Here is a 21,643-nt window from a genome sequence, read left to right as displayed (position 1 = left end):
CGGGCCCAGGGGGTTGACGCGGCGGAGGATCGTCTCAGCGCGAGAGGTGCGCGCGCAGCGCCTCCACGACCAGAGCATGGTCGGCGTGCATCTCGAGGCCGCTCACACCGATCGCGCCCGCGAGCGTTCCGCCGATCCGGATCGGGAACCCGCCGCCCGCCGCCGCGTACAGCGCGGGGTCGAGACGGGATGAGCGTTCGAAGTCCTCGCCCCGGGAGAGGAAGTCGTAGTGCACGCCCAGAGAGGAGCGGCCGAAGTGCTCGACGACGCGGAACTTCCGCTCCAGCCAGGCGTCGTTGAGGGCGCTCGTGTCCGGCGCGGCCATGTGGAAGGCGCGCTGGCCGCCGAGGACGACCGACACGACGATCGGCAGTGCGTCGGCGACGGCGCGTGCGCGCAGCCAGGCCCCCACCTCCCAGGCATCCGTCACGGTGAAACGATCGACGTCCAACTCCCGCTCCTCGGCGGTGATCGCGTCGAGGGCGGCCTGTGCATCGATGCTCATACTCGTGAGACTAGCGGCCCGCCCGCGCCGGGCGCAGAAAAGCCCGGAATCCGCGAGGGACACCGGGCTTTCTGCGGCGGGAACGTCGTCGAGGTCACGCCAGCGGGCGGAGACCCTCCACCAGAGGAGTGGTCGGGCGGCCGATCAGACGCGCGAGCGTGCCGTCGGTGTCGGCCAGTGCGCCGTCGCGGATGCCGGCGTCGAGCGCGGTGACGAAGCCGACGGTTCCGGCGTCGAGACCCGCGGACTCGAGAGCGGCGGCGTGCTCCTCGGCGGTCAGCGCCCGGTACTCGACGGGGCTGCCGATGACCTCGGCGATCGCGGCGGCGAGCTCGTCGTAGGTCCATGCGACGTCGCCGCCGAGCTCGTACGCCTGGCCGAGGTGGCCGTCTTCGAGCAGCACGACCGCTGCGGCATCCGCGAAGTCCTTGCGGCTCGCCGAGGCCACGCGGCCATCGCCGACGCTGGCCGCCACGACGCCGGTCTCGCGGGCCTGCGCGATGTTGCCTGCGTAGTTCTCGGTGTACCAGTTGTTCCGCAGGATCACGGCGGGGATGCCGGACGCGGCGATGAGCTCCTCGGTCGCCTTGTGCTCGGGGGCGAGCACGAGATCGCTCGTCGGGGCCTTCGGAGCACTCGTGTAGACGAGCTTGCCGACTCCGGCCGCCTTCGCCGCGTCGACGACGGCCTGGTGCTGCGCGGTGCGGCGACCGACCTCGGAACCCGAGATCAGGAGCACCGAGTCGACGCCCTCGAGCGCCGCCGCGATCGTGTCGGGCCGGTCGTAGTCGACGACTGCGGTGCGCACGCCGCGAGCGGCGATGTCGGATGCCTTGGTGAGGTCGCGCACGCCCGCGATGATCGACGACGGCTCCGCGCCGCGCTCGAGGAGGCTGTCGATGACGAGGCGGCCGAGCTGTCCGGTGGCGCCGGTGACGAGAATGGTCATGAGGGTCCTTTCGTGGGAATGACACCTTCGACAACCCCTCGCTGGTTCAAAACCTTCCGGCTTGCGGGTACCCACTTTGAAGTAAGGTACCTACATGACGGTGAGTTATGCGCAGATCCGGGAGAGCACGCCGCTCGTCTTCGAGCAGGGGTGCAGCACCCGCGTGATCCTCGACCACGTGATGAGCAAGTGGGGCGTTCTCGTTCTCTCGTCGTTGTCGGACGGAACGTTGCGCTGGGGAGAGCTGCGCCGCGAGGTCGACGGCATCAGCGAGAAGATGCTCGCCTCCACGCTGCGCACGCTCGCCGACGACGGCCTCGTGCACCGCGAGTCGTTCCCGACGGTGCCCCCGCATGTCGAATACAGCCTGACCCCGCTCGGGCGCGACCTCATGGAGCGGATGCTGCCGCTGATGGCCTGGATCGCCGACCATGCCGACGGGATGCTCGGACGAAACTGAACTGCGGATTTCACTGAACTGCGGATTTCGTCGCGTGCGTACCCATTCGCGGATGGAATCAGTCGTTCGGAGAAAGTCATTGACGCGATAACCGCAATGGCCCTACTGTCTGACCATGGCAGCTACGACGCCCATCCACCTTGAACGGCCCGACGGCAAGGGGTTGGCGGCAGGCACACTCGGGCTCTGGGGTTCGACCGTCATCGGTCTCGCCTCCACCGCGCCCGTGTACTCGCTCGTCGCCACGCTCGGCTTCGTGGTCCTCGCGGTCGGCGCGCAGGCGCCCATCGCCTTCATCATCGCCTTCGTGCCGATGCTCCTCATCGCGTTCGCGTATCGAGAGCTCAACAACGCCGTGCCCGACTGCGGCACGACGTTCACCTGGGGCACCAAGGCGTTCGGCCCGTGGGTGGGCTGGATGGGCGGCTGGGGCGTCGCCGTCGCGGGCATGGTCGTGCTCGCCAATCTCGCGCAGATCGCCTCCGTCTACTTCTGGTCGTTGATCGGGCAGGACCTCGCCAACAACGACTGGCGCGTGGTCGTCGTGGCCGTCGTCTTCATCGCCGCGATGACGTGGGTGAGCTGGCGCGGGGTCGAGATCGGCGAGCGCATCCAGAACATCCTGCTCGGCATCCAATACCTCGCCCTCGGCATCTTCATCGTCACTGCTCTCTGGCAGTTCTTCGCGGGAACGGCGCCGAACCCGACGCCCTTCGACATGGAGTGGCTGAACCCGTTCGCCTTCACCGACTGGTCGGGTTTCACGGAGGCCATCCTGCTCGCCCTCTTCATCTACTGGGGCTGGGACACCTGCCTCGCCCTGAACGAGGAGACCAAGGACCCGAAGCGCATCCCGGGACGCGCGGCTCTGCTCACCACCGTCATCCTGCTCTTCACCTACGTCGCGGTCACCATCGCGGCCATGATGTACGCGGGCCTCGGCGAGACCGGCACGGGACTCGGCAACGAGGCCAACGCCGACGACTTCTTCCTCGCCATCAAGGACGGGCTGCTCGGACCGTTCGGGTGGGTTCTCGTGGTGTCGGTGATCATCTCGGCGATCTCCTCGACGCAGACCACGATCCTCCCGACCGCGCGCGGCACCCTCGCCATGGGCGTCTACCGTGCGCTTCCCGCGAAGTTCAAGGACGTGCACCCGAAGTACAAGACGCCGTCGTTCTCGACGATCGTCATGGGCGTGGTCGCCTCGGTCTACTACATCGGCATGACGCTCATCAGCGACAACATCCTGCAGGACTCGATCCTGTCGCTCGGCCTCGCCATCGCGTTCTACTACGCGATCACCGGCTTCGCCTGCGTCTGGTACTTCCGTCGCGACATCTTCCGCTCGCCGCGCGAGTTCTTCTTCAAGGGCCTCTTCCCCCTGCTGGGCGGACTGATGCTCACCGGAGCGTTCGTGCAGTCGGCGATCGACATGTGGGACGTCGACTACGGCTACACCGTACTGTTCGGCATTGGCGGCACCTTCGTGATCGGCATCGGATCGCTGGCGTTCGGCCTCGTGCTGATGTTCGTCTGGTACCTCTTCCCGCGGTCGAAGCGGTTCTTCCGCGGCGAGAGCCTGAACCGCGACACCCAGGTGATGGTGCCGGATGAGCCGGCGACGACCATCCGTTCGATCGACGGCGGCATCTGACCCTTCCCGGATCGCGATGACGGCCCCGGCATCCGCGGATGCTCCGGGGCCGTCGTCGTCGGTGTCCTAGGCTTGTCGACGTGCGCATCCGGCTCGACATCGCCTATGACGGAACCCACTTCCGCGGGTGGGCCCGACAGCCGACGCTGCGCACCGTGCAGGGCACCCTCGAAGAGGCGCTGGCGCGGATCGTCGGTTCGGACGTGCGGCTGGTCGTCGCGGGACGAACGGATGCCGGAGTGCACGCCTCCGGCCAGGTCGCGCACGTCGACCTCGACGACGCGCAGTGGGCGCGCATCGAGTCCCGGCACGGACGCGCCGCCATCGACCCGGCCGCCTCGATCGCCGGACGCATGCGCGGAGTGCTCGGCGCGTACTCCGACGTGGCGGTGCACCGTACCTCGATCGCGCCCGAGGGATTCGACGCGCGGTTCTCGGCGGTCTGGCGCCGCTACCGTTACCGGCTCGCCGACGAGGTCGCGGGGTTCGATCCGCTGCGCCGCCTCGACACCACGAGCGTGCGGGGCCGACTCGACGCATCGGCGATGGATGCCGCGGCGCAGACCCTCATCGGCCTGCACGACTTCGCCGCCTACTGCAAACCGCGCGACGAGGCCACGACCATCCGTACGCTTCTCGACTACCGGTGGACCCGCGACGCCGAGGGAGTGCTGGTCGCCGAGGTCAAGGCCGATGCGTTCTGCCACAGCATGGTGCGCGCGCTGGTCGGCGCCTGCGTGGCCGTGGGGGAGGGGCGACTGGACGTCGGCGACCTCGTGGTGCTGCGCGACGCGCTCACCCGCACGAGTGAGTTCAAGGTGCTGGCCGCTCGGGGGCTGATCCTCACCGAGGTCGGCTATCCGGCCGACGATCTGCTCGCCGCGCGCGCCGAGCAGACGCGGGCGCGACGCGACAGCGAGTGACGGCGTCCGGCGGCTCAGTCGCCGGACGGAAGGCCCTCGGAGCCCGGGGGCGTGCCCCCGACGAGCGCGATCACGTCGTCGAGGACGAGACCGAGAACGGGGGCCGCATCGATCGCGTCCGCGACGAGCGTGCGGCCACCGTCCTGTCGCTGCGCACGCAGCAGCATCGCGACGGGGACGTGCTCGCGGGGCGCGACGAGGGAGAGCGCAGCTCGCCCTTCGGGGAAGACGACGTCGCGCTGGGGCACGGTGTGGGCGAAGGGTGAATCGGGAACCGGCCCGTCGCCCTCGATCACGCTGAGATCGACGATCGCTCCCGTTGCCTCGGCTCCGAGCACGTGCCACACGCGGCCGACCGTGCCCGCCGCGATAGGTGCGCGGGCGATCGTCGCGGCCATGGCGGTGCGCGCGTCGTCACCGTCGATGAATCCGGGAAGAGTGTCGGCGGCGATCCGTGTGAGCGCGGCGGCGAGTGCGGGAGCCTCGGCTTCGTCCACGCCGAATGGAGTCGGCAGCCACCCCTCGGGAAGGCCGTCGCTCATTCGAACCTCCAGACCAGCGTCGAGGCGACGGCGTCGGCGAGAGCGGTGAAGCCGTCGAGAGCCGGCCCGGCCTCGGCGATCCCGGGGTGCACGATCGATGCCATGACGAGGATGCCGCGCTCCGGAGTAGCACCGGGGAAGGGGCGGACGTAACAGATCTCACGGGCGAACACGCCCTCGGTCGCGCCCCGGCCCTCTCGCTCGGTCTCCCAGCGGTAGACCGAGGATCCATCGCCGGCATCCAGCGTCTCGACTGCTGCGCCGTTGGCGCGCCGCTGTACGTCATCGGCGAAGGCGCCCTGCGCGATCCAGGGCACCGTGACGATGCTCATGGGCGTGCCGCCCTCGACGGGCGGGACGACGGGCATGTAGATCTCGATCGCCCCGCGCTGGCGCAGGCTCTCCCACTGCTGATGAACGGCGGCTCGCGCCTGCCCGAACAGCTCGGGGCGATGCACTTCGAGGAACCGAGCGCGCAGCAGGCTCACGAGTTCGTCGCGGCCCGAGTCGTCGGCGACGAAGCGCCCCCAGTCGGGCGGCACGAGCAACGTGTAGCCGCGCGGGGTCGGAACGGCGCGACCCAGCAGCTCATCCCTGAGCGACATGACGTTCCGCTCTTCTCCGGCGTCGTTCGGCTCGCAGCCGCTTCATGCGCGCGGAGGCGATGATGCCCGACGCGATCAGCACGATGGTGAAGGGGGCGACGATCCAGTGCCAGCCGATCGGGTACCCGTCGGCCCCCGGCGTCCAGAAAACTCCGGTGGGATCCTTCTCGAAAGCCGCGATGAAGATCGTCATGGACCCCGCCAGGAGCGGCACGAGGGTCATGTACGCGATGTCGTCGGCGATCTCGAGACCGCCGAGCAGAAGGTATGCGGAGGCGCACCCGATAGCGATCAGGCCGGTGGTGATCGTCAGCCACGCGGGAACACTGAGTACCGGCCAGGGCAGCAGTGACTCGGAGAGACGCGATGGCTCGTTGGAATAGTAGATGCGCCCGCCGTTGAAGATGTATCGAGCTGCTACGGGCACGATCCACTGCGCCAATGTCACGATCGTGGCGAGGACGGCGATGAGCCGGAGAACGCCCAAGCGGAGAGGCAGCCCGCCACGGTTGAGCCCGAAGACGGGCATCGTCGAGAACGGCATGTCGTCAGTCTACGGGCGCCCGAACGAGTAGTAGAACGGGTTCGCCGGGCTACTGTAGGCGCCGCCGAGGACGCCCGCGATCCAGCTGCCCACCGAGGTCGCTCCCGCGCCGCCGATCTTGGGTACCGCGGTGACGACGGCATCCGCCCAGGCATCAGCGATGGTGGCGCTGCGCGGGCCGGACCTCGCAGTCCAATCGGCGAGGGCGTTGCCCCATCGGTTGAGGGCGGCCCATTCGGACCCACGAGCAAGAGTGGAGAAGGGGTTCACGAAGCCACCGAGGCCCGGCATCGATGAGGTGCGCACGCCGCTCGCGAACACCGGGAGTCGTGACGCGCTCTGGGACGCGCTGAGCAGGGATTCCCCACCGTTCGCGGCTGTGGCCAAGCGGATCGACCGGGATGCGAGCCCGCCGATGCCGGCGGTGACGAGTCCGAACGTGCTCCAGATCACATCGGAGAGCGACGCCTTGCCGTTCGCATAGAGGTAGATGGTGCCGGTGAGGTGGATCGCCGAGAGCGCCAACGTGGCCGCGAGGAGGATCGTGGACCAGGGGCTCGAGACGACGAAAAGGGCGACGACCGCGATCGCGATGATCGCGTAGCCGATGTACTCGAGCGCGGTGGCGATCGCGCCCCAGAACCCATCGTCGTTGTCGGCGGCGTCCATCGCGTCGGCCACGCCATCGGCGGCCGTGTCGAAGGCCTCCTCCCACGCCGCGAAAGCGCTGTCGTATGCGCGCCAGAGGTCTTCCCGCGCCTCGGATGCCGAATCCACGGCGTTCGCCGCATCGCGCAGGTCCTCGGAGTGCTGTTCGGCGTCGGTGGTCGGCGACCACATCGCCTCCTGCTGATCCGCGACGGCCGTGTTGTACGACGTCTCCGCGGCCTCGAGAGCCGCGTGATTGGTCGTGTACCAGAGGCGAGCCGTCTCGAGGGCGGTCGCGTACGGAGCGAGAGCCGTGCCCGTCCCCTCGTAGCGCACACCGGCCTGACGCAGGTCGGACTCGATGTTCTCGGCGTCCTCCCTGAGCTTCTCGGTGCCCTGGCTGATCTGCGAGGCGGCGATATCGCGCAGGATGTCCGCCGTGCGCTTCATCGCGGCGCCCAGAGTCTTGTACTGCTCGGCGGTCGAGGCGATCGTCTCGGGCGTGCCATCGAACTGGCGCAGTTCGTTGCCGGTGAAGGGGGAGCTGCTCACGAGCCGTCCTCCTGCCCCTCGATCTGCGCAGAGGCCTCGGCCTCCCACTCGTCCCAGCCTTCGATGATGCCGTCGAGCCGCTTGTAGACGTTCTCGACCGACTCCGTGAGTTCGTCGCGGTTCCCCGACCAGTTCGACTCGAACCAGCCCACCCGATCGCGCAGTTTCGACTTCCCCTGGGGCGTGCCGATGGCCTGCTCCAGGGTGTCGTTGATCGAGCCGGCGTTCTCGAAGTCGTCCTTCGCGGTCTTCAGGGTGTCTCGGGCGTCGCGCAGTCGTTCACGGTCGAGCAGTACGTCCACGGATGTTCCTTCGGAAGAGTCGAGTGGTGATCGGCGGTGCTCTCAACCTAACAACGCCCGTTCGGCACCGTCGATGGGGAGGTCTCCCCATCTCCCCTTAACAGAACCGCGCGACCGAGACAACCCGGAGCCGACCCATAGCGGCCGGGGGTAGCGTGGCAACGATCATGAAGGTCATCTCGTACAACCTCCGCAAGCACCGGGCCGCCAGCGAGCTCGTGGCGCTCGTCGGCGAGCACGATCCCGACGTCCTGTGTCTGCAGGAGTGCGACGTGCAGCACTTGCCCGAGAGCATCGGCGGCCTCGTGCTCGCCGATGCGACGCAGGGCAACCGGTTGGGCCTGGCCCTCTACTACCGTTCGAGCACTTTCCGGTTGCGCGAGATCCGGGCGATCGGGCTCAAGAAGTCGCTGCACGACCGCATGCTCAAGCCCGCACACGAGCGCATCCTCGCCGCGCGATTGGTCGACATCGACGAGGGGCGCGAGATCATCGTAGGGTCCTTCCACGCGGCTCCGCTCACGGCGCTGAACTCACTGCGACGGCATCAGATCCGAGCGGCGCTGACGTCGCTGGCGGCGCTCGGCGAGGGGCTGCCGCAGCTCATGGTCGGGGACTACAACTATCCGGTGTTCAAGGAGAATCTCGGCCAGGCCGTGCGGGACCACGGGTACGCCCTGACCCTCAGCGACGATCACACCTACACGCGCTATCGCGTGTTCCGGGGTCACTACGACTTCGCGACGTCGACGGGTTTCGAGATCGAGCGGATCACGACCCTGCCGCAGGGCACCAGCGATCATCGTCCGATCCTCGTCTCGGCGCATCCGGACTGACGCCGCAGACCCGGATGCCGCAGACTCGAAGCATGACGACGATTCCCGCAGTCCTGGTCGGCGGGCCGACGCTGTACTTCACGTACGGCGGTTACGGCTTCCTGACCGATCCGACGTTCGACGAGCCCGGCGTGTACGAGGGAGGATCACGCCTGCGCAAGCTGACGGGTCCGGCCGTGCGTCCCTCCGCGCTCGGCCCGATCGACGTGGTGCTGCTGTCGCACGACGAGCACGCCGACAACCTCGACAACGCGGGCCGTGCACTGCTGCCCGAGGTGCCGCTGGTGCTGGGCACGGCGGAGTCGGCGACGCGGATCCCGCAGGTCGCGGGGCTCGTACCGTGGCAGGAGCATCGGATCGGCGATGTCACCGTGACGGCGGTGCCTGCGCTCCACGGACCCGAGGGGGCGGAGGCCGTGGTCGGGTTCGTCACGGGTTTCGTGCTCGAGGCGCCCGGCGAGCCCACCGTCTACGTCTCGGGCGACAACGCCTCGGTCGATCTCGTGCGCCGTATCGGCGAGCGGTTCCCGGCGATCGCGATCGCGGTGCTGTTCACGGGCGCCGCGAACGTCGGCGCCTTCGGCGACACCGATCTCACGCTGAACGCGCGGACGGCGCTCGAGGCGGCGGGCGTGCTGGCGGATGCCGTCATCGTGCCCGTGCACGCGGAGGGATGGCTCCACTTCTCGGAGACCCTCGAGCGGCTGGTCGGGATCTTCGAGCACGCCGAGCAGGGGCACCGGCTGCGTGTGCTGACGCCGGGGGAGCGGTCCGACCTCGCGTGAGCCCGGTTTGAGGGACCGCGCCGGGTAGCGTATGCTGTCTCTTTGGTGCCCGTGTCGCTCGTCGGCGGGGTGCATCATCCGAACGTGAGCCCTCCACTGGCGTGTTCCTCCCTCTCGGGAAGAACCACCCCGGAGTGGGATTCACGAACTTCTCCGTTCGACACAAGAAAGCAGCACTATCGTGACGCGCACTTACACCCCGAAGGCCGGCGAGGTCCAGCGTGACTGGGTCGTCATCGACGCCACCGACGTCGTTCTCGGCCGTCTCGCCTCGCACGCGGCAACGCTCCTGCGTGGCAAGCACAAGCCCACCTTCGCCAACCACATCGACTCCGGTGACTTCGTCATCATCGTGAACGCAGAGAAGGTCGCGCTCACGGGTCAGAAGCTCCAGAAGAAGCTGGCCTACCGCCACTCGGGTTACCCGGGCGGCCTCAAGTCGGTCACCTACGCCGAGCTCCTCGAGAAGAACCCGGTCCGCGCCGTGGAGAAGGCCATCCGTGGCATGCTCCCGAAGAACAGCCTCGGCCGGCAGCAGCTGTCCAAGCTCAAGGTGTACGTCGGTGCAGAGCACCCGCACGCCGCGCAGCAGCCCCAGCCGTACACCCTCGACCAGGTCGCCCAGTAAGCGCCGTACAGACTTAAGGACATACTCGTGGCTGACATCCAGGACACCACCGAAACCCCCCAGAGCTTCTCGACCTCGACCCCCGAGACCGACGCAGTCGAGGCGGCTCCCCGCCCCGTGCTCAGCGTTCCGGGCGCCGCAGTCGGTCGTCGCAAGCAGGCCATCGCCCGCGTGCGTCTGATCCCCGGCTCGGGCACGATCACGGTCAACGGCCGTTCGATCGAGGACTACTTCCCGAACAAGCTGCACCAGCAGCTCATCAACGACCCGTTCACGGTCCTCAACCTCGCCGGCGGCTACGACGTCATCGCGCGCATCTCCGGTGGTGGCCCCTCGGGCCAGGCCGGTGCGCTGCGTCTCGGCATCGCCCGTGCCCTCAACGGCATCGACGAGGAGAACAACCGCCCGACCCTGAAGAAGGCCGGCTTCCTCTCGCGCGACGCTCGCGTCAAGGAGCGCAAGAAGGCTGGACTCAAGAAGGCCCGCAAGGCGCCTCAGTACTCGAAGCGTTAAGGTCCACTGCTTCCGATGCCGATCTTTGGCACGGACGGTGTGCGGGGGCTTGCCAATGGCATCCTCACCGCCGACCTCGCGCTCACCCTGGCCCAGGCGACTGCTGTCGTCCTGGGCCAGGGCCGTACTGCGGAGGCACGCAAAGCCGAAGGCAAGCGTCTGACCGCAGTCGTGGCTCGCGACCCCCGGGTCTCGGGACACTTCCTGACCGCGGCGGTCGCCGCCGGTCTCGCCTCCTCGGGCGTCGACGTGCTCGAGGCCGGCGTCATCCCGACCCCCGCGCTGGCGTTCCTCGTCGCCGACCGTGACGCCGACTTCGGTGTCATGATCTCCGCGTCGCACAACGCGGCGCCCGACAACGGGATCAAGATCTTCGCGCGCGGCGGTGTCAAGCTGCCCGACGTCGTCGAGCAGCGCATCGAGGCCGCCATGTCCGGCGAGATGCTGCGCCCCACCGGCGAGGGCGTCGGTCGGATCGACCGGTTCTCGGATGCCGAGGACCGGTACGTCGTGCACCTCCTGGGGTCGCTGCCGAATCGGCTCGAGGGCATCAAGGTCGTGCTCGACTGCGCCCACGGCGCCGCCTCCGGCGTCTCGCCCGAGACCTTCCGCGACGCGGGAGCCGATGTCATCGTCATCGGTGCCGAACCCGACGGTCTCAACATCAACGACGGCGTCGGCTCGACGCACCTCGACAACCTCGCGGAGGCGGTCGTACGTCTCGGCGCCGACATCGGCATCGCGCACGACGGCGATGCCGACCGCTGCCTCGCCGTGGACGCCGCGGGCAACGTCATCGACGGCGACCAGATCATGGCGATCCTCGCGGTGTCGATGAAGGAGCGCGGTCATCTCACCGACGACACGCTCGTCGCCACCGTGATGAGCAACCTCGGCCTGCACGTCGCCATGCGCGAGCACGGCATCACGGTGCGTCAGACCGCGGTGGGCGACCGCTACGTGCTCGAAGACATGAACGCCGGCGGCTTCGCCCTTGGCGGCGAGCAGTCCGGTCACGTGATCATGAGCGAGTTCGCCACCACCGGCGACGGCCTGCTCACCGGTCTGCACCTGGTCGCCGAGATGGCGCGCCAGGGCAAGACGATCGCCGAGCTCGCGGCCGTGATGACCGTCTACCCGCAGGTGCTCATCAACGTGCGCGGTGTCGACAAGGACCGTGTCGATGACGACGAGGTCGTCCAGGACGCCGTCCGCGCGGTCGCGACCGAGCTGGGCGACACCGGGCGTGTGCTGCTGCGCAAGTCCGGCACCGAGCCGCTCGTGCGCGTCATGGTCGAGGCCGCCGACGCGGAATCCGCGCAGGCCTACGCCGACCGCCTCGCCGATATCGTGCGCGAGCGCCTCGCGCTCTGAGGATCCCGGCTCTTCACTGAGCGCAGTCCCCGTCCTGAGCAGCCGCTCGCGCCCTTGCGGCCGACGCGAGCTCAGGTCGGGGACTGACCCAGCTGCTCGATGTAGCGCAGGAGCACTCCCTCGCGGAGCGCCCACGGCGAGACCTCGAGCTCATCGACCTTCAGCACGGTCATCGCCGTGTGCAGCGAGACCGCGGCGGCGACGATCTGGAACGTGCGATCCGGTGTGATTCCCGGCAGCTCCTGCCGGGCCGACGCGGGCAGGCGCGCGAGGCGCGGGATCCAGGATCCCAGCGACGCGCGGGGGAGCAGCATCCGCTCGGATCCCGACCACCCGGGAACCGGGTACCCGACGAGGCGCGCCAGGGAGCGGATGGCCTTCGACGATCCGACCACGTGGTCGGGGCGGGGGAGGTCCGCGAAGCGCGGCAGCACCTGATCGAGGGTGTCGCGGGCGTGTGCGCGCAGAAGCTCGACGTCGTCCTCTCCGGGTGGATCGTTCGGCAGGAACTGCACGGTCATGCGCCCGGCGCCCAGCGGAACGGATGCTGCGGCATCCGGGAGCTCCTCGCCGCCGGCAGCGATCTCGAGCGAACCGCCGCCGATGTCGAGGAGCAGGATCTGACCCGCCGACCATCCGAACCAGCGCCGCACCGCGAGGAACGTCAGCTCGGCCTCGGTCTCGCCGTCGAGCACCTGCAGCGGCTGCCCGAGAGCGGCTTCGATCCGTGCGATCACGTCCGCACCGTTTGCTGCGTCGCGCACGGCGCTGGTCGCGGTGGCGAGCAACGCGTCGACGCGCTCCTCCTCGGCGACCCGGCGGGCCTGCGCGACCGCCCGCTCCAGCGCGAGGACCCCCTCTTCGGAGATCGCGCCGTCGGGCAGCAGATACCGCATCAGGCGCAGCACCGAGCGATCACTCGTCGTCGCGAGCGGACGCCCGCCCGGCCGCACGTCGGCGGCGAGCATGTGGACGGTGTTGGAACCGATGTCGAGGACTCCGAGGCGCACGCGTAGAGACTACCGTCGCCCCGATACGATGGTCGGGTGACCACCGTCGACCCCACGCAGCCGCTCTCGCCGTACCGAGAGATCGGGCGGGCGGAATGGGCGCGACTGGCCGCCGACCTCGATCAGCCGCTCAGCGAGACCGAGGTCGTGGAGATCCGCGGCATCGGCGATCGTCTGAGCCTCGACGAGGTGCGCGAGGTCTACCTGCCCCTCAGCCGCCTGCTCAGCCTGTATGCGACGTCGACCAAGCGCCTCGGCGCGGCGACCAGCTCGTTCCTCCAGGAGGAGGACTCGACGACCCCGTTCGTGGTGGGTGTGGCCGGCTCGGTCGCGGTCGGGAAGTCGACGATCGCCCGTCTCCTGCGCGAGCTGATGAGCCGGTGGCCCGGCACGCCGCGCGTCGAGCTGGTGACGACCGACGGTTTCCTCTACCCGAACGCCGAGCTCGAGCGTCGCGGTCTGATGGAGCGCAAGGGCTTCCCGGAGTCCTACGACCGGCGTTCGCTCATCGAGTTCCTCACTGAGGTCAAGAGCGGGGCGCCCGAAGTGCGCGCGCCCTTCTACTCGCACATGCGCTACGACATCGTCCCCGACGCGCACGTGGTGGTGCGTCGCCCCGACGTCGTCATCGTTGAGGGGCTGAACGTGCTCCAGCCGCCGGCGGCGCCGAACGACGTCGCGGTCAGCGATCTCTTCGACTTCTCGATCTTCGTCGACGCCGACAGCGACCACATCGCGAACTGGTACGTCGAGCGCTTCCTCGCCCTGCGCGAGGGTGCGTTCAGCAATCCTTCGTCGTACTTCAACGTCTTCGCGCACCTCACCGATGAGGAGGCGATCACGACGGCCCTCGGGTACTGGAACGAGATCAACATGCCCAACCTCGTCGAGAACGTGATGCCGACCAAGCATCGCGCCCGCCTGGTGCTGAACAAGGGCGCGGATCACTCGGTCGAGAGCGTGCTCCTGCGCAAGCTCTGACCCGCCGGGCGGGCTCGATTGTTCGGACGGCTCGCAAAAAAACGCGCCTATTCTTGACGGCATGTGTGGAATCGTCGGATACGTGGGCCCGCGCCCCAGCCAGGACATCCTTCTCGCCGGTCTCGCCCGCCTCGAGTACCGCGGATACGACTCCGCGGGCGTCGCGGTCATCGACGGCGACGGAGCGCTCGGCATGCGCAAGAAGGCGGGCAAGCTCAGCGCTCTGCGCGACTCGCTCTCCGACGCCCCGCTGCCCGACGGCACGACCGGTATCGGTCACACCCGCTGGGCCACGCACGGCGGCCCGACCGACGTCAACGCGCACCCGCATCTCGCCGACGACGACAAGCTCGCGCTGATCCACAACGGCATCATCGAGAACTTCGCCTCGCTCCGCGATGAGCTGGTGGCCGCCGGCGTCGCGTTCCGCAGCGAGACCGACACCGAAGTGGCCGCAGCCCTGCTCGGCCGCGAGTACGCGCAGAACGGCGGTGACCTGCAGCTCGCGTTCCGCAGCGTCGTCAACCGCCTCGAGGGTGCGTTCACCCTGCTGGCCGTGCACCAGGACCACCCGGGGCTCGTCGTGGGCGCCCGCCGCAACTCCCCGCTCGTGATCGGCCTCGGCGAGGGCGAGAACTTCCTCGGTTCCGATGTGGCCGCCTTCGTCGAGCACACCCGCCACGCCCTCGCGATCGGGCAGGACCAGATCGTGTCGATCACGCCCGACGCCGTCACCGTCGTCGACTTCGCCGGCACCCCGGTCGAACCCGAGCCGTTCGAGGTCTCGTGGGATGCCGCCGCCGCCGAGAAGGGCGGATGGGCGAGCTTCATGGCCAAGGAGGTCTCCGAGCAGCCCGAGGCCGTCGCCAACACGATCCGCGGGCGCATCCATGACGGCCAGGTCGTGATCCCCGAGCTCGACGGACTCGACGACCTCTTCCTCGGTATCAACCGCGTCATCATCACCGCGTGCGGCACCGCCTCGTACGCGGCGCTCGTCGGCAAGTACGCGATCGAGCAGTGGGCCCGTGTCGCCGTCGACGTCGAGCTCGCCCACGAGTTCCGCTACCGCGACCCGGTGATCGGCGCCGACACCCTCGTCGTCTCCATCAGCCAGTCGGGCGAGACGATGGACACGCTCATGGCGGTCAAGTACGCCCGCGAGCGCGGCGCACGCACGCTGTCGATCTGCAACACGCAGGGCGCGACGATCCCGCGCGAATCGGATGCCGTCGTCTACACGCACGCCGGCCCCGAGGTCGCGGTCGCTTCGACCAAGGCCTTCTCGGCGCAGATCACCGCCCTCCTCCTGCTCGGCCTGCACATGGGACGCGTGCGCGGCTCGGTCGCCGACGCATCGACCGACGTCGACGAGCTCAGCGCCCTGCCCGACAAGATCGCCCGGGTGCTCGCCGATGAGAACGAGCACGTCTCCCAGCTCGCCGGTTGGATGGCCGACACCCGCTCGGTGCTCTTCCTCGGCCGCCACGTGGGTTACCCGATCGCGCTCGAGGGCGCGCTCAAGCTCAAGGAGATCTCGTACATCCACGCCGAGGGCTTCGCCGCCGGCGAGCTCAAGCACGGTCCGATCGCGCTCATCGAGCCCGGGCAGCCGGTGTTCGTGCTCGTGCCCTCGCCCCGTCACTCGGCGCTCGTGCACTCGAAGGTCGTCTCGAACATCCAGGAGATCCGCGCCCGCGGAGCCCGGGTCATCGTGATCGCCGAAGAGGGAGACGCGGCCGTGCTGCCCTTCGCCGACGAGGTCATCCGCATCCCGCTCGCCGGCGCCATGTTCGAACCGCTGCTCGCGGTCGTCCCGCTGCAGATCTTCGCGATGGCGCTCGCGACGGCGAAGGGGCTCGACGTCGACCAGCCGCGCAACCTCGCGAAGTCCGTCACCGTCGAATGAGCCGGGTTCGCGGTGCACGGGTCCGACCGTGCGCCGCGAGTAGGCTGGAACCGTGATCATCGGGACCGGCATCGACCTCGTCGACATCCCGCGATTCGAGCGGACCCTCGAGCGCACCCCTCGTCTCCTGGAGCGTCTCTTCGCGCCCGCGGAGCGGAGCCTCCGGCTTCCGTCGCTCGCTGCCCGGTACGCCGCGAAAGAGGCGCTGATCAAGGCGCTCGGCGGCTCGGACGGCGTGCACTGGACCGAGATCGAGATCGCGTCGGAGGAATCGGGTCGGCCGTACTTCGTGCTGGCGGGATCGACGGCCGACGTGATCGTCGAGCGCGGGATCGCGACCCTGCACCTCACGATGAGCCATGACGCGGGACTCGCGACCGCATTCGTCGTCGCCGAGGGAGGCCACCTGTGACCGTTCCGTTCCGAGAGGCCTCCGTCGATATCGATGCGATCGCCGACAACGTCCGCCACTTCCGTCGTCTGACCGGTGCGGAGGTCATCGCCGTCGTGAAGGCCAACGCCTACGGTCACGGAGCGGCCGCTGCCGCCGTGGCTGCGCTGGCCGGCGGCGCGACGAGGCTCGGCGTCGCCGAGATCCCCGAGGCGCTCGAGCTACGCCGGCAGGGGATCACCGCCCCGATCCTCGCCTGGCTGCACGCGCCCGGCGAGCGTTTCGACCGTGCGGCGGCCGAGAACATCGAGCTCGGCATCTCCTCGTTCGATCAGCTGGAGGCCGCCGCGGCGGTCGCGAGCGTCGATCGTCCCGTCGCCGTGCATCTGAAGTTCGAGACCGGTCTGTCGCGCAACGGCATCGCCCCGGCGGACTGGGCGCGGGTCCTCGCCGAGGCCGCCCGGCACGAACGCATCGGACGTCTGCGGGTGGTGGGACTCTTCAGCCATCTCTCCAACACGTCCCTCGACGACGATCGCGCAGCTCTGGCGAAGTTCGAGGAGGGGGTCGAGGTTGCGGCATCCTTCGGCATCCATCCCGAGATCCAGCACATCGCCGCCACGGCCGCCGCGATCGACCGGCCCGAGATGCGGCTCGATGCGGTGCGCATCGGCGTCGGCATCTACGGGCTCTCGCCGTTCGACGACCGCACCTCCGCCGAGCTGGGCCTGCGTCCGGCGATGACGCTCCGCGGAGCCGTCGCCGCCGTGCGCCGGGTGCCCGCCGGCACCGGCGTCTCGTACGGCTACGACCATCGCACCGACCGCGACACGACTCTCGCGCTCGTGCCGCTCGGATACGCCGACGGCGTGCCCCGGCACGCGTCGGGTCGGCTGCCGGTCTCGATCGGCGGACAGCGCTTCACCAACGTCGGCCGCATCGCCATGGACCAGTTCGTCGTCGACGTGGGAGACACCCCGGTCTCGATCGGCGATGAGGTCGTGCTGTTCGGCGACCCCACGTTGGGTGTGCCCTCGGCCGCCGACTGGGCGGATGCCGCCGACACGATCAACTACGAGATCGTCACCCGCATCGGAGCGCGCGTTCCGCGGAGGACGACATGAGCGTCGATCCCGCCTTCCTCGGGCGCCGTGAGGTCGCCTCCTCCGACGACATGGAGCGCCTGGGCTTCCTGATCGGCGAGCAGCTCGAAGCCGGCGACCTGCTGATCCTCACAGGTCCCCTCGGTGCCGGGAAGACGACCTTCACGCGCGGCCTGGCCGAGGGGCTCGGTGTACGGGGGCCGGTGCAGAGCCCGACGTTCGTGATCGCACGCACGCATCCGTCGCTGGTCGGCCGGGCGCCGCTGGTGCACGTCGATGCGTACCGGCTCGGCTCCGGAGCGGAGCTCGACGACCTCGACCTCGACCTCGCGCGATCGGTCGTCGTGGTCGAGTGGGGACGCGGCATGGCGGAGGACCTCGCCGATGCCTGGTGGGACATCGAGCTCGAGCGTCCCGTCGGCGATGACGGCGGCGAGATCGATCCGGCCGAGCTCGACGCCGATGCGCCGCGCTACTTCACCATGACGCGCATCGAGGCCTGAGTCCCCTCGCTCCCGGCGCGACAGCCCGGCCGACGGGTACCCGTGAACGGCGACTACCCTGGAGAGGTGATTCTCGCCGTCGACACCTCCCTGGGCAGCGCCGTCGCGCTGATCGATCCCGACGGCGCGCGCCGCGCCGAGGCGGGCACGAGCGACCCGCTCGGGCACGCCGAGGTGATCGGCGACCTGCTCGTCGAGGCGCTGGCCGCATCGGGCGGCGACGACGTCTCGCACGTCGTCGCGGGCATGGGCCCCGGCCCCTTCACCGGACTCCGCATCGGGATCGCCGCCGCCCGGGCTTTCGCGCTCGGTCGTGGCATCCCCGTGCTCCCCGTCCCCAGCCATCACGCGGCGGCGCTCACGGCGATCGAGACGGATGCCGTCACCGGACCGTTCGCGATCGTCACCGACGCGCGACGACGCGAGGTCGCGATCACGGTCTTCGACGGCGTCGATGCCGACGGGCTTCCACGAATGCTCGTCGACACCGTGCTCGTTCCGGCCGTCGACGCGGACGCGCACCTCGACGGCATCCGCCGGATCGACGTCGCCGCGCTGTCGGCCGTCGACCTCGCTCGCGTCGGCGCCCGCGCTCACGCCGCCGGTCGCGAACTCGCAGGCGCCGAGCCCCTCTACCTCCGCCAGCCCGACGTGAAGCAGCCGGCCGCCCCGAAGCGGGTGGGGCTGTGACCCTGCGCGATGCGACCGCCGCCGACCTCGACGCGATCATGGGGATCGAGCGGCGTTCGTTCCCGACCGACGCGTGGAGCGCCGAGGCGATGGCCGCCGAACTCGTCAGCGAGCACGGGCGCTACCTCGTCGACGACGAAGAGGGCTCGGTCATCGGCTACGGCGGTGTGCGCGCGCTGCGCGGCAGTGCGGATGCCGACATCCAGACCATCGCGTTCGACGCCGACCATCGCGGGGCGGGGCGGGGACGGGCTCTGCTGCGCGCCCTGCTCGATGTCGCGCGCGAGCGCGGGGCGTGCGAGGTGTTCCTCGAGGTGCGAGCCGACAACCCGTCTGCGGAGGGGTTGTACCTCTCAGAGGGTTTCGAGGAGATCGGACGACGCCCTCACTACTATCAGCCGGATGATGTGGATGCGATCGTGATGCGGCTCGTGCTGCGCAGGTCGCCCGGGAACGACTCCGACACGGGGAGCGAGGTGAGCGCATGAGCGAACCGCTGGTGCTGGGGATCGAGACGAGCTGCGACGAAACGGGCATCGGGATCGTGCGCGGACGCACTCTGCTGTCGAACACGATCGCCTCGAGCATGGACGAGCACGCCCGCTACGGGGGAGTGGTGCCCGAGGTCGCCGCCCGCGCGCACCTCGAGGCCCTGCAGCCGTCGATCGACGCGGCCCTGGCCGAGGCGGGCGTGGGTCTCGCCGACCTCGACGCCGTCGCCGTCACGAGCGGGCCCGGTCTCGCCGGCGCGCTCATGGTCGGTGTCGGGGCGGCCAAGGGCCTCGCGGTCTCGCTCGACAAACCGCTCTACGCGGTCAACCACCTCGTCGGGCACATCGCCGCCGACATCCTCACGGCCGATTCCGAACCTCTCGAGTACCCGACGATCGCGCTTCTCGTCTCGGGCGGGCACACCTCGCTCCTGCACGTTCGCGACCTCACGACCGACGTCGAACTCCTCGGGGAGACGATGGACGACGCGGCGGGAGAGGCGTTCGACAAGGTCGCTCGTCTGCTCTCGCTTCCGTACCCCGGAGGGCCCGAGATCGATCGGGCGGCCGTCGACGGAGACCCGAACGCGATCCGCTTCCCGCGCGGGCTGTCCCGCGCCTCCGACCTGGCGAAGCACCGCTACGACTTCTCGTTCTCGGGGCTGAAGACGGCGGTCGCGCGCTGGGTCGAGAAATGCGAGGCCGACGGCGTCGAGGTGCCGGTGGCCGATGTCGCGGCGAGTTTCCGCGAGGCGGTCGTCGATGTGCTCGTCACGAAGGCGCTCGCCGCCTGCGCGGACCTCGGCGTTCCCCGACTGCTGCTCGGCGGGGGCGTGATCGCCAATCGCCGCCTGCGCGACGTCGCCCTCGAGCGCGCAGCCGCGGCGGGCGTGACGGTACGCATCCCGCCGCTCTCGCTCTGCACCGACAACGGGGCCATGATCGCGGCGCTCGCCGCCGAGCTGATCTCCTCCGGCAGGCAGCCGTCCACGCTCGCCTTCGGCGCCGACTCGACGCTTCCCGTGACGGAGATCCAGGTCGCCGAGGCGGTCACCGTATGACTGACTCCACGGAGCCGACGCCCGCACCGGGGACGCCCACGCCTTCACCGACTCCGCGCATCGACCGGCCGAGCGGCGAGGTCGAGAGCCCGGCAGGTTCCGCACGACTGCCCGGAGCGCGTCGCGACGGATACACGCGGCTGCCGACCGGCCCCGTGGGCATCGAGCCCGTGGTCGTGAGCGGTCCGGATGCGGACGACCCGACGGGCCGCACCGCGTGGGCGCCCGCCGAGACCGAGATGGTCGTCGACGACGCCCGCCTCGCGCCCTGGGCGCTGCTCGCAGCGATCGTCGCCCTCGGTGCCTCGTTCTTCGTCGGCTGGGGTTTGCCGGTGGGGGTGGTCGCGATCATCGCGTCGATCATGTCGTTGCGCCGACCGGTCGAGAGTCGGGGGATGGGGCGCTGGGCGCTCGTGCTCGGGCTGACCGCGACGGTGTACAGCCTGGGCTGGCTCGTCTGGGCCGGCATGCAGTTCGAGAGACTGGGCTGACGCCGGATGCTCGACGCCGAGGAAGCCGTCGAACTGCGTGCCTTGCAGGCGCGCGCGTACGGGCGCGAGGGCGGGTTGACCGCCGCTGAGATGGAACGTCTCGTGGAACTCGGTTCCCGTCGTGACCGGGACCCGCGTGTCGAGCATCCCTCCGGTCCGGAGCCGGTCACGCCCGGCGGCGAGGTCGCCTCATCGGAGATCGACGCGCACCCGCACGACCAGGAGAGCGCGGAGATTCCGTCCATCGACCGGCCCCGTAGGTCGGCGATACGACGGGCGATCACGATCGCGGTCGCGATCGTCGTGGTGTTCGGGATCGGCGCGGTCGCCGGCTGGCTGCTCACGCGGCCGGCCGAACACGTCATCGTGATCAGCGAGGCGCAGCAGCAGTGGCAGCAGCGCCTCGTCGACGGCGGCGAGTACGATGCCGGTTCGATCCGAGTCATGGCGGTCGAGGCCGACGTGGTCGTGTGGGCCGCGACGAAGGGTGACGGGGCCTCCACGTGCCTCGTGTTCAGCGATGGTGAGGTGTACCGACCCACGTGCAACGGCACGGATGCGGTGCGCTCCTCGGGGATGGATGCGGTGCTGACCGTCGACGTCGACGACGAGCTCAAGCGCCAGGTGTCGGCGCAGCTGTTCCTGACTCTCGACGGACGCCCGGCGGTCATCGCGAACAGCTTCATGTACAGCGAGCCGGACGACTTCGGTACTTTCTACGACGCGGAAGAGACGAGGATCGCCGAGAACCTCGTAGCGCTCGGGTTCGAGCGGACGAGTCTCTGGATCACCGGGTACGACCGTGAGACTCCCATCTGGGCCGCCACGCGTACGGCAACCGGTGAAACATGCGTGATCTACGACGGCTCCGACGAGTCTCCGCTGTCGTTGTGCGATCCGATCCCGGCGGAGGAGACGGGCCCGCGGTCCCTGGTCTTCGAACGGCCCGACGAGGAGACCGGGGGCACGACCCGCATCTCGTACGCCTACGGGGCGGGGCCGTCGTATCTCGAGATCACCCGCGATCCCGCGCCGGGAAGCGTGGGATGAGCGCCGACGAGGAACTGCGCCGTCTGCAGCGCAAAGCGTACGGACGAGCGGGGGGACTCACGTCAGAAGACGCTCGCCGCCTGCGCGACCTGGAGCAGGCGCACGCTGCGATCGTCCGTGAGGTCTCGCTTCCGATCCCT

26 protein-coding genes are annotated in these 21,643 nt (G+C 69.4%); 18 read left to right on the top strand and 8 right to left on the bottom strand.

Annotation, left to right across the window (positions count from 1 at the left end; translation table 11 throughout):
* Positions 1 to 34: 34 nt before the first annotated feature.
* Positions 35 to 505 (bottom strand): heme-degrading domain-containing protein, encoded by a 471-nt coding sequence (locus ACTJKK_RS16235; RefSeq protein WP_440748729.1) that lies wholly within the window; start codon positions 503 to 505, stop codon positions 35 to 37.
* A 94-nt stretch (positions 506 to 599) separates the two neighbouring features.
* Positions 600 to 1,454 (bottom strand): SDR family oxidoreductase, encoded by an 855-nt coding sequence (locus ACTJKK_RS16230; protein WP_440748728.1) that lies wholly within the window; start codon positions 1,452 to 1,454, stop codon positions 600 to 602.
* 94 nt (positions 1,455 to 1,548) lie between these two features.
* Here ACTJKK_RS16230 and ACTJKK_RS16225 point away from each other — a divergent pair, with 94 nt between their 5' ends.
* The 3 genes from ACTJKK_RS16225 (at position 1,549) to truA (ending at position 4,494) form a co-directional block, all read left to right on the top strand.
* Positions 1,549 to 1,914 carry a winged helix-turn-helix transcriptional regulator gene (locus ACTJKK_RS16225; RefSeq protein WP_247623198.1) on the top strand — a complete coding sequence of 122 codons (366 nt, stop codon included), beginning with the start codon at positions 1,549 to 1,551 and terminating at the stop codon, positions 1,912 to 1,914.
* A gap of 115 nt (positions 1,915 to 2,029) precedes the next feature.
* The gene (locus tag ACTJKK_RS16220) at positions 2,030 to 3,571 is read left to right on the top strand and encodes an APC family permease (protein ID WP_402787605.1); all 1,542 of its coding nucleotides are present in this window, start codon (positions 2,030 to 2,032) and stop codon (positions 3,569 to 3,571) included.
* 80 nt (positions 3,572 to 3,651) lie between these two features.
* Complete coding sequence (gene truA, locus ACTJKK_RS16215; RefSeq protein ID WP_440748727.1) at positions 3,652 to 4,494, top strand: tRNA pseudouridine(38-40) synthase TruA; 843 nt, start codon at positions 3,652 to 3,654, stop codon at positions 4,492 to 4,494.
* 14 nt (positions 4,495 to 4,508) lie between these two features.
* On the opposite strand, the gene ACTJKK_RS16210 is transcribed toward truA, so the two are convergent.
* Genes ACTJKK_RS16210 through ACTJKK_RS16190 form a run of 5 tightly spaced genes read right to left on the bottom strand, consistent with a single transcriptional unit; the run spans position 4,509 to position 7,687 of the window.
* Positions 4,509 to 5,036 (bottom strand): hypothetical protein, encoded by a 528-nt coding sequence (locus ACTJKK_RS16210; protein WP_440748726.1) that lies wholly within the window; start codon positions 5,034 to 5,036, stop codon positions 4,509 to 4,511.
* On the bottom strand, positions 5,033 to 5,641 hold the full coding sequence (locus ACTJKK_RS16205) for a hypothetical protein (RefSeq protein WP_440748725.1): 609 nt from the start codon (positions 5,639 to 5,641) through the stop codon (positions 5,033 to 5,035). The genes ACTJKK_RS16210 and ACTJKK_RS16205 overlap by 4 nt, the downstream gene beginning before the upstream one ends.
* A complete protein-coding gene (locus tag ACTJKK_RS16200) occupies positions 5,625 to 6,185 on the bottom strand; it encodes a hypothetical protein (protein ID WP_440748724.1) in 561 nt (186 codons plus the stop codon). The genes ACTJKK_RS16205 and ACTJKK_RS16200 overlap by 17 nt, the downstream gene beginning before the upstream one ends.
* Before the next feature lie 9 nt (positions 6,186 to 6,194).
* Positions 6,195 to 7,385 carry a hypothetical protein gene (locus ACTJKK_RS16195; protein ID WP_440748723.1) on the bottom strand — a complete coding sequence of 397 codons (1,191 nt, stop codon included), beginning with the start codon at positions 7,383 to 7,385 and terminating at the stop codon, positions 6,195 to 6,197.
* Entirely contained in the window at positions 7,382 to 7,687 is a 306-nt protein-coding gene (locus tag ACTJKK_RS16190; RefSeq protein ID WP_336640852.1) for a hypothetical protein, read from the bottom strand. The genes ACTJKK_RS16195 and ACTJKK_RS16190 overlap by 4 nt, the downstream gene beginning before the upstream one ends.
* A 167-nt stretch (positions 7,688 to 7,854) precedes the next feature.
* On the opposite strand from ACTJKK_RS16190, the gene ACTJKK_RS16185 reads away from it, so the two are divergent.
* The 5 genes from ACTJKK_RS16185 to glmM all read left to right on the top strand — a co-directional run bounded on the left by ACTJKK_RS16185 (position 7,855) and on the right by glmM (position 11,823).
* The gene (locus ACTJKK_RS16185) at positions 7,855 to 8,523 is read left to right on the top strand and encodes an endonuclease/exonuclease/phosphatase family protein (protein WP_440748722.1); all 669 of its coding nucleotides are present in this window, start codon (positions 7,855 to 7,857) and stop codon (positions 8,521 to 8,523) included.
* Positions 8,524 to 8,555: 32 nt separating this feature from the next.
* Positions 8,556 to 9,308: an MBL fold metallo-hydrolase gene (locus ACTJKK_RS16180; RefSeq protein WP_404597522.1), complete on the top strand. Its 753-nt coding sequence runs from the start codon at positions 8,556 to 8,558 to the stop codon at positions 9,306 to 9,308.
* A gap of 181 nt (positions 9,309 to 9,489) precedes the next feature.
* Positions 9,490 to 9,936 carry a 50S ribosomal protein L13 gene (gene rplM, locus ACTJKK_RS16175; RefSeq protein WP_102194388.1) on the top strand — a complete coding sequence of 149 codons (447 nt, stop codon included), beginning with the start codon at positions 9,490 to 9,492 and terminating at the stop codon, positions 9,934 to 9,936.
* 27 nt (positions 9,937 to 9,963) lie between these two features.
* Positions 9,964 to 10,449 carry a 30S ribosomal protein S9 gene (gene rpsI, locus ACTJKK_RS16170; protein WP_247623194.1) on the top strand — a complete coding sequence of 162 codons (486 nt, stop codon included), beginning with the start codon at positions 9,964 to 9,966 and terminating at the stop codon, positions 10,447 to 10,449.
* Positions 10,450 to 10,464: 15 nt separating this feature from the next.
* Positions 10,465 to 11,823, top strand: a complete 1,359-nt coding sequence (gene glmM, locus ACTJKK_RS16165) for a phosphoglucosamine mutase (RefSeq protein ID WP_440748721.1) — start codon at positions 10,465 to 10,467, stop codon at positions 11,821 to 11,823.
* 71 nt (positions 11,824 to 11,894) lie between these two features.
* Here the strand turns inward: glmM and ACTJKK_RS16160 are convergent, their stop codons facing one another.
* A complete protein-coding gene (locus ACTJKK_RS16160; protein ID WP_440748720.1) occupies positions 11,895 to 12,833 on the bottom strand; it encodes a Ppx/GppA phosphatase family protein in 939 nt (312 codons plus the stop codon).
* 36 nt (positions 12,834 to 12,869) lie between these two features.
* Here ACTJKK_RS16160 and coaA point away from each other — a divergent pair, with 36 nt between their 5' ends.
* The 10 genes from coaA to ACTJKK_RS16110 all read left to right on the top strand — a co-directional run bounded on the left by coaA (position 12,870) and on the right by ACTJKK_RS16110 (position 21,503).
* Positions 12,870 to 13,814: a type I pantothenate kinase gene (gene coaA / locus ACTJKK_RS16155; RefSeq protein WP_247623191.1), complete on the top strand. Its 945-nt coding sequence runs from the start codon at positions 12,870 to 12,872 to the stop codon at positions 13,812 to 13,814.
* 61 nt (positions 13,815 to 13,875) lie between these two features.
* Positions 13,876 to 15,723: a glutamine--fructose-6-phosphate transaminase (isomerizing) gene (glmS, locus tag ACTJKK_RS16150; RefSeq protein WP_247632761.1), complete on the top strand. Its 1,848-nt coding sequence runs from the start codon at positions 13,876 to 13,878 to the stop codon at positions 15,721 to 15,723.
* Between the two features lie 52 nt (positions 15,724 to 15,775).
* Entirely contained in the window at positions 15,776 to 16,135 is a 360-nt protein-coding gene (locus ACTJKK_RS16145) for a holo-ACP synthase (protein WP_440748719.1), read from the top strand.
* Positions 16,132 to 17,238 (top strand): alanine racemase, encoded by a 1,107-nt coding sequence (gene alr / locus ACTJKK_RS16140; RefSeq protein ID WP_440748718.1) that lies wholly within the window; start codon positions 16,132 to 16,134, stop codon positions 17,236 to 17,238. Before ACTJKK_RS16145 ends, alr begins: the two co-directional genes overlap by 4 nt.
* On the top strand, positions 17,235 to 17,720 hold the full coding sequence (gene tsaE / locus ACTJKK_RS16135; protein WP_247955714.1) for a tRNA (adenosine(37)-N6)-threonylcarbamoyltransferase complex ATPase subunit type 1 TsaE: 486 nt from the start codon (positions 17,235 to 17,237) through the stop codon (positions 17,718 to 17,720). Before alr ends, tsaE begins: the two co-directional genes overlap by 4 nt.
* A gap of 66 nt (positions 17,721 to 17,786) precedes the next feature.
* Positions 17,787 to 18,410, top strand: a complete 624-nt coding sequence (gene tsaB, locus ACTJKK_RS16130; RefSeq protein ID WP_440748717.1) for a tRNA (adenosine(37)-N6)-threonylcarbamoyltransferase complex dimerization subunit type 1 TsaB — start codon at positions 17,787 to 17,789, stop codon at positions 18,408 to 18,410.
* Positions 18,407 to 18,898, top strand: a complete 492-nt coding sequence (gene rimI / locus ACTJKK_RS16125; protein ID WP_440748716.1) for a ribosomal protein S18-alanine N-acetyltransferase — start codon at positions 18,407 to 18,409, stop codon at positions 18,896 to 18,898. The genes tsaB and rimI overlap by 4 nt, the downstream gene beginning before the upstream one ends.
* On the top strand, positions 18,895 to 19,962 hold the full coding sequence (gene tsaD, locus ACTJKK_RS16120) for a tRNA (adenosine(37)-N6)-threonylcarbamoyltransferase complex transferase subunit TsaD (RefSeq protein WP_440748715.1): 1,068 nt from the start codon (positions 18,895 to 18,897) through the stop codon (positions 19,960 to 19,962). The genes rimI and tsaD overlap by 4 nt, the downstream gene beginning before the upstream one ends.
* On the top strand, positions 19,959 to 20,453 hold the full coding sequence (locus tag ACTJKK_RS16115) for a hypothetical protein (RefSeq protein ID WP_247632754.1): 495 nt from the start codon (positions 19,959 to 19,961) through the stop codon (positions 20,451 to 20,453). The genes tsaD and ACTJKK_RS16115 overlap by 4 nt, the downstream gene beginning before the upstream one ends.
* Positions 20,454 to 20,459: 6 nt before the next feature.
* Entirely contained in the window at positions 20,460 to 21,503 is a 1,044-nt protein-coding gene (locus ACTJKK_RS16110) for a hypothetical protein (RefSeq protein WP_440748714.1), read from the top strand.
* The last annotated feature ends 140 nt before the right edge of the window (positions 21,504 to 21,643 follow it).

The sequence above is a fragment of the Microbacterium sp. 22179 genome (assembly GCF_052045715.1).
GTDB classification, from domain to species: Bacteria; Actinomycetota; Actinomycetes; order Actinomycetales; family Microbacteriaceae; genus Microbacterium; species Microbacterium galbinum.
This window is presented reverse-complemented; position numbering and strand designations above follow the sequence as displayed.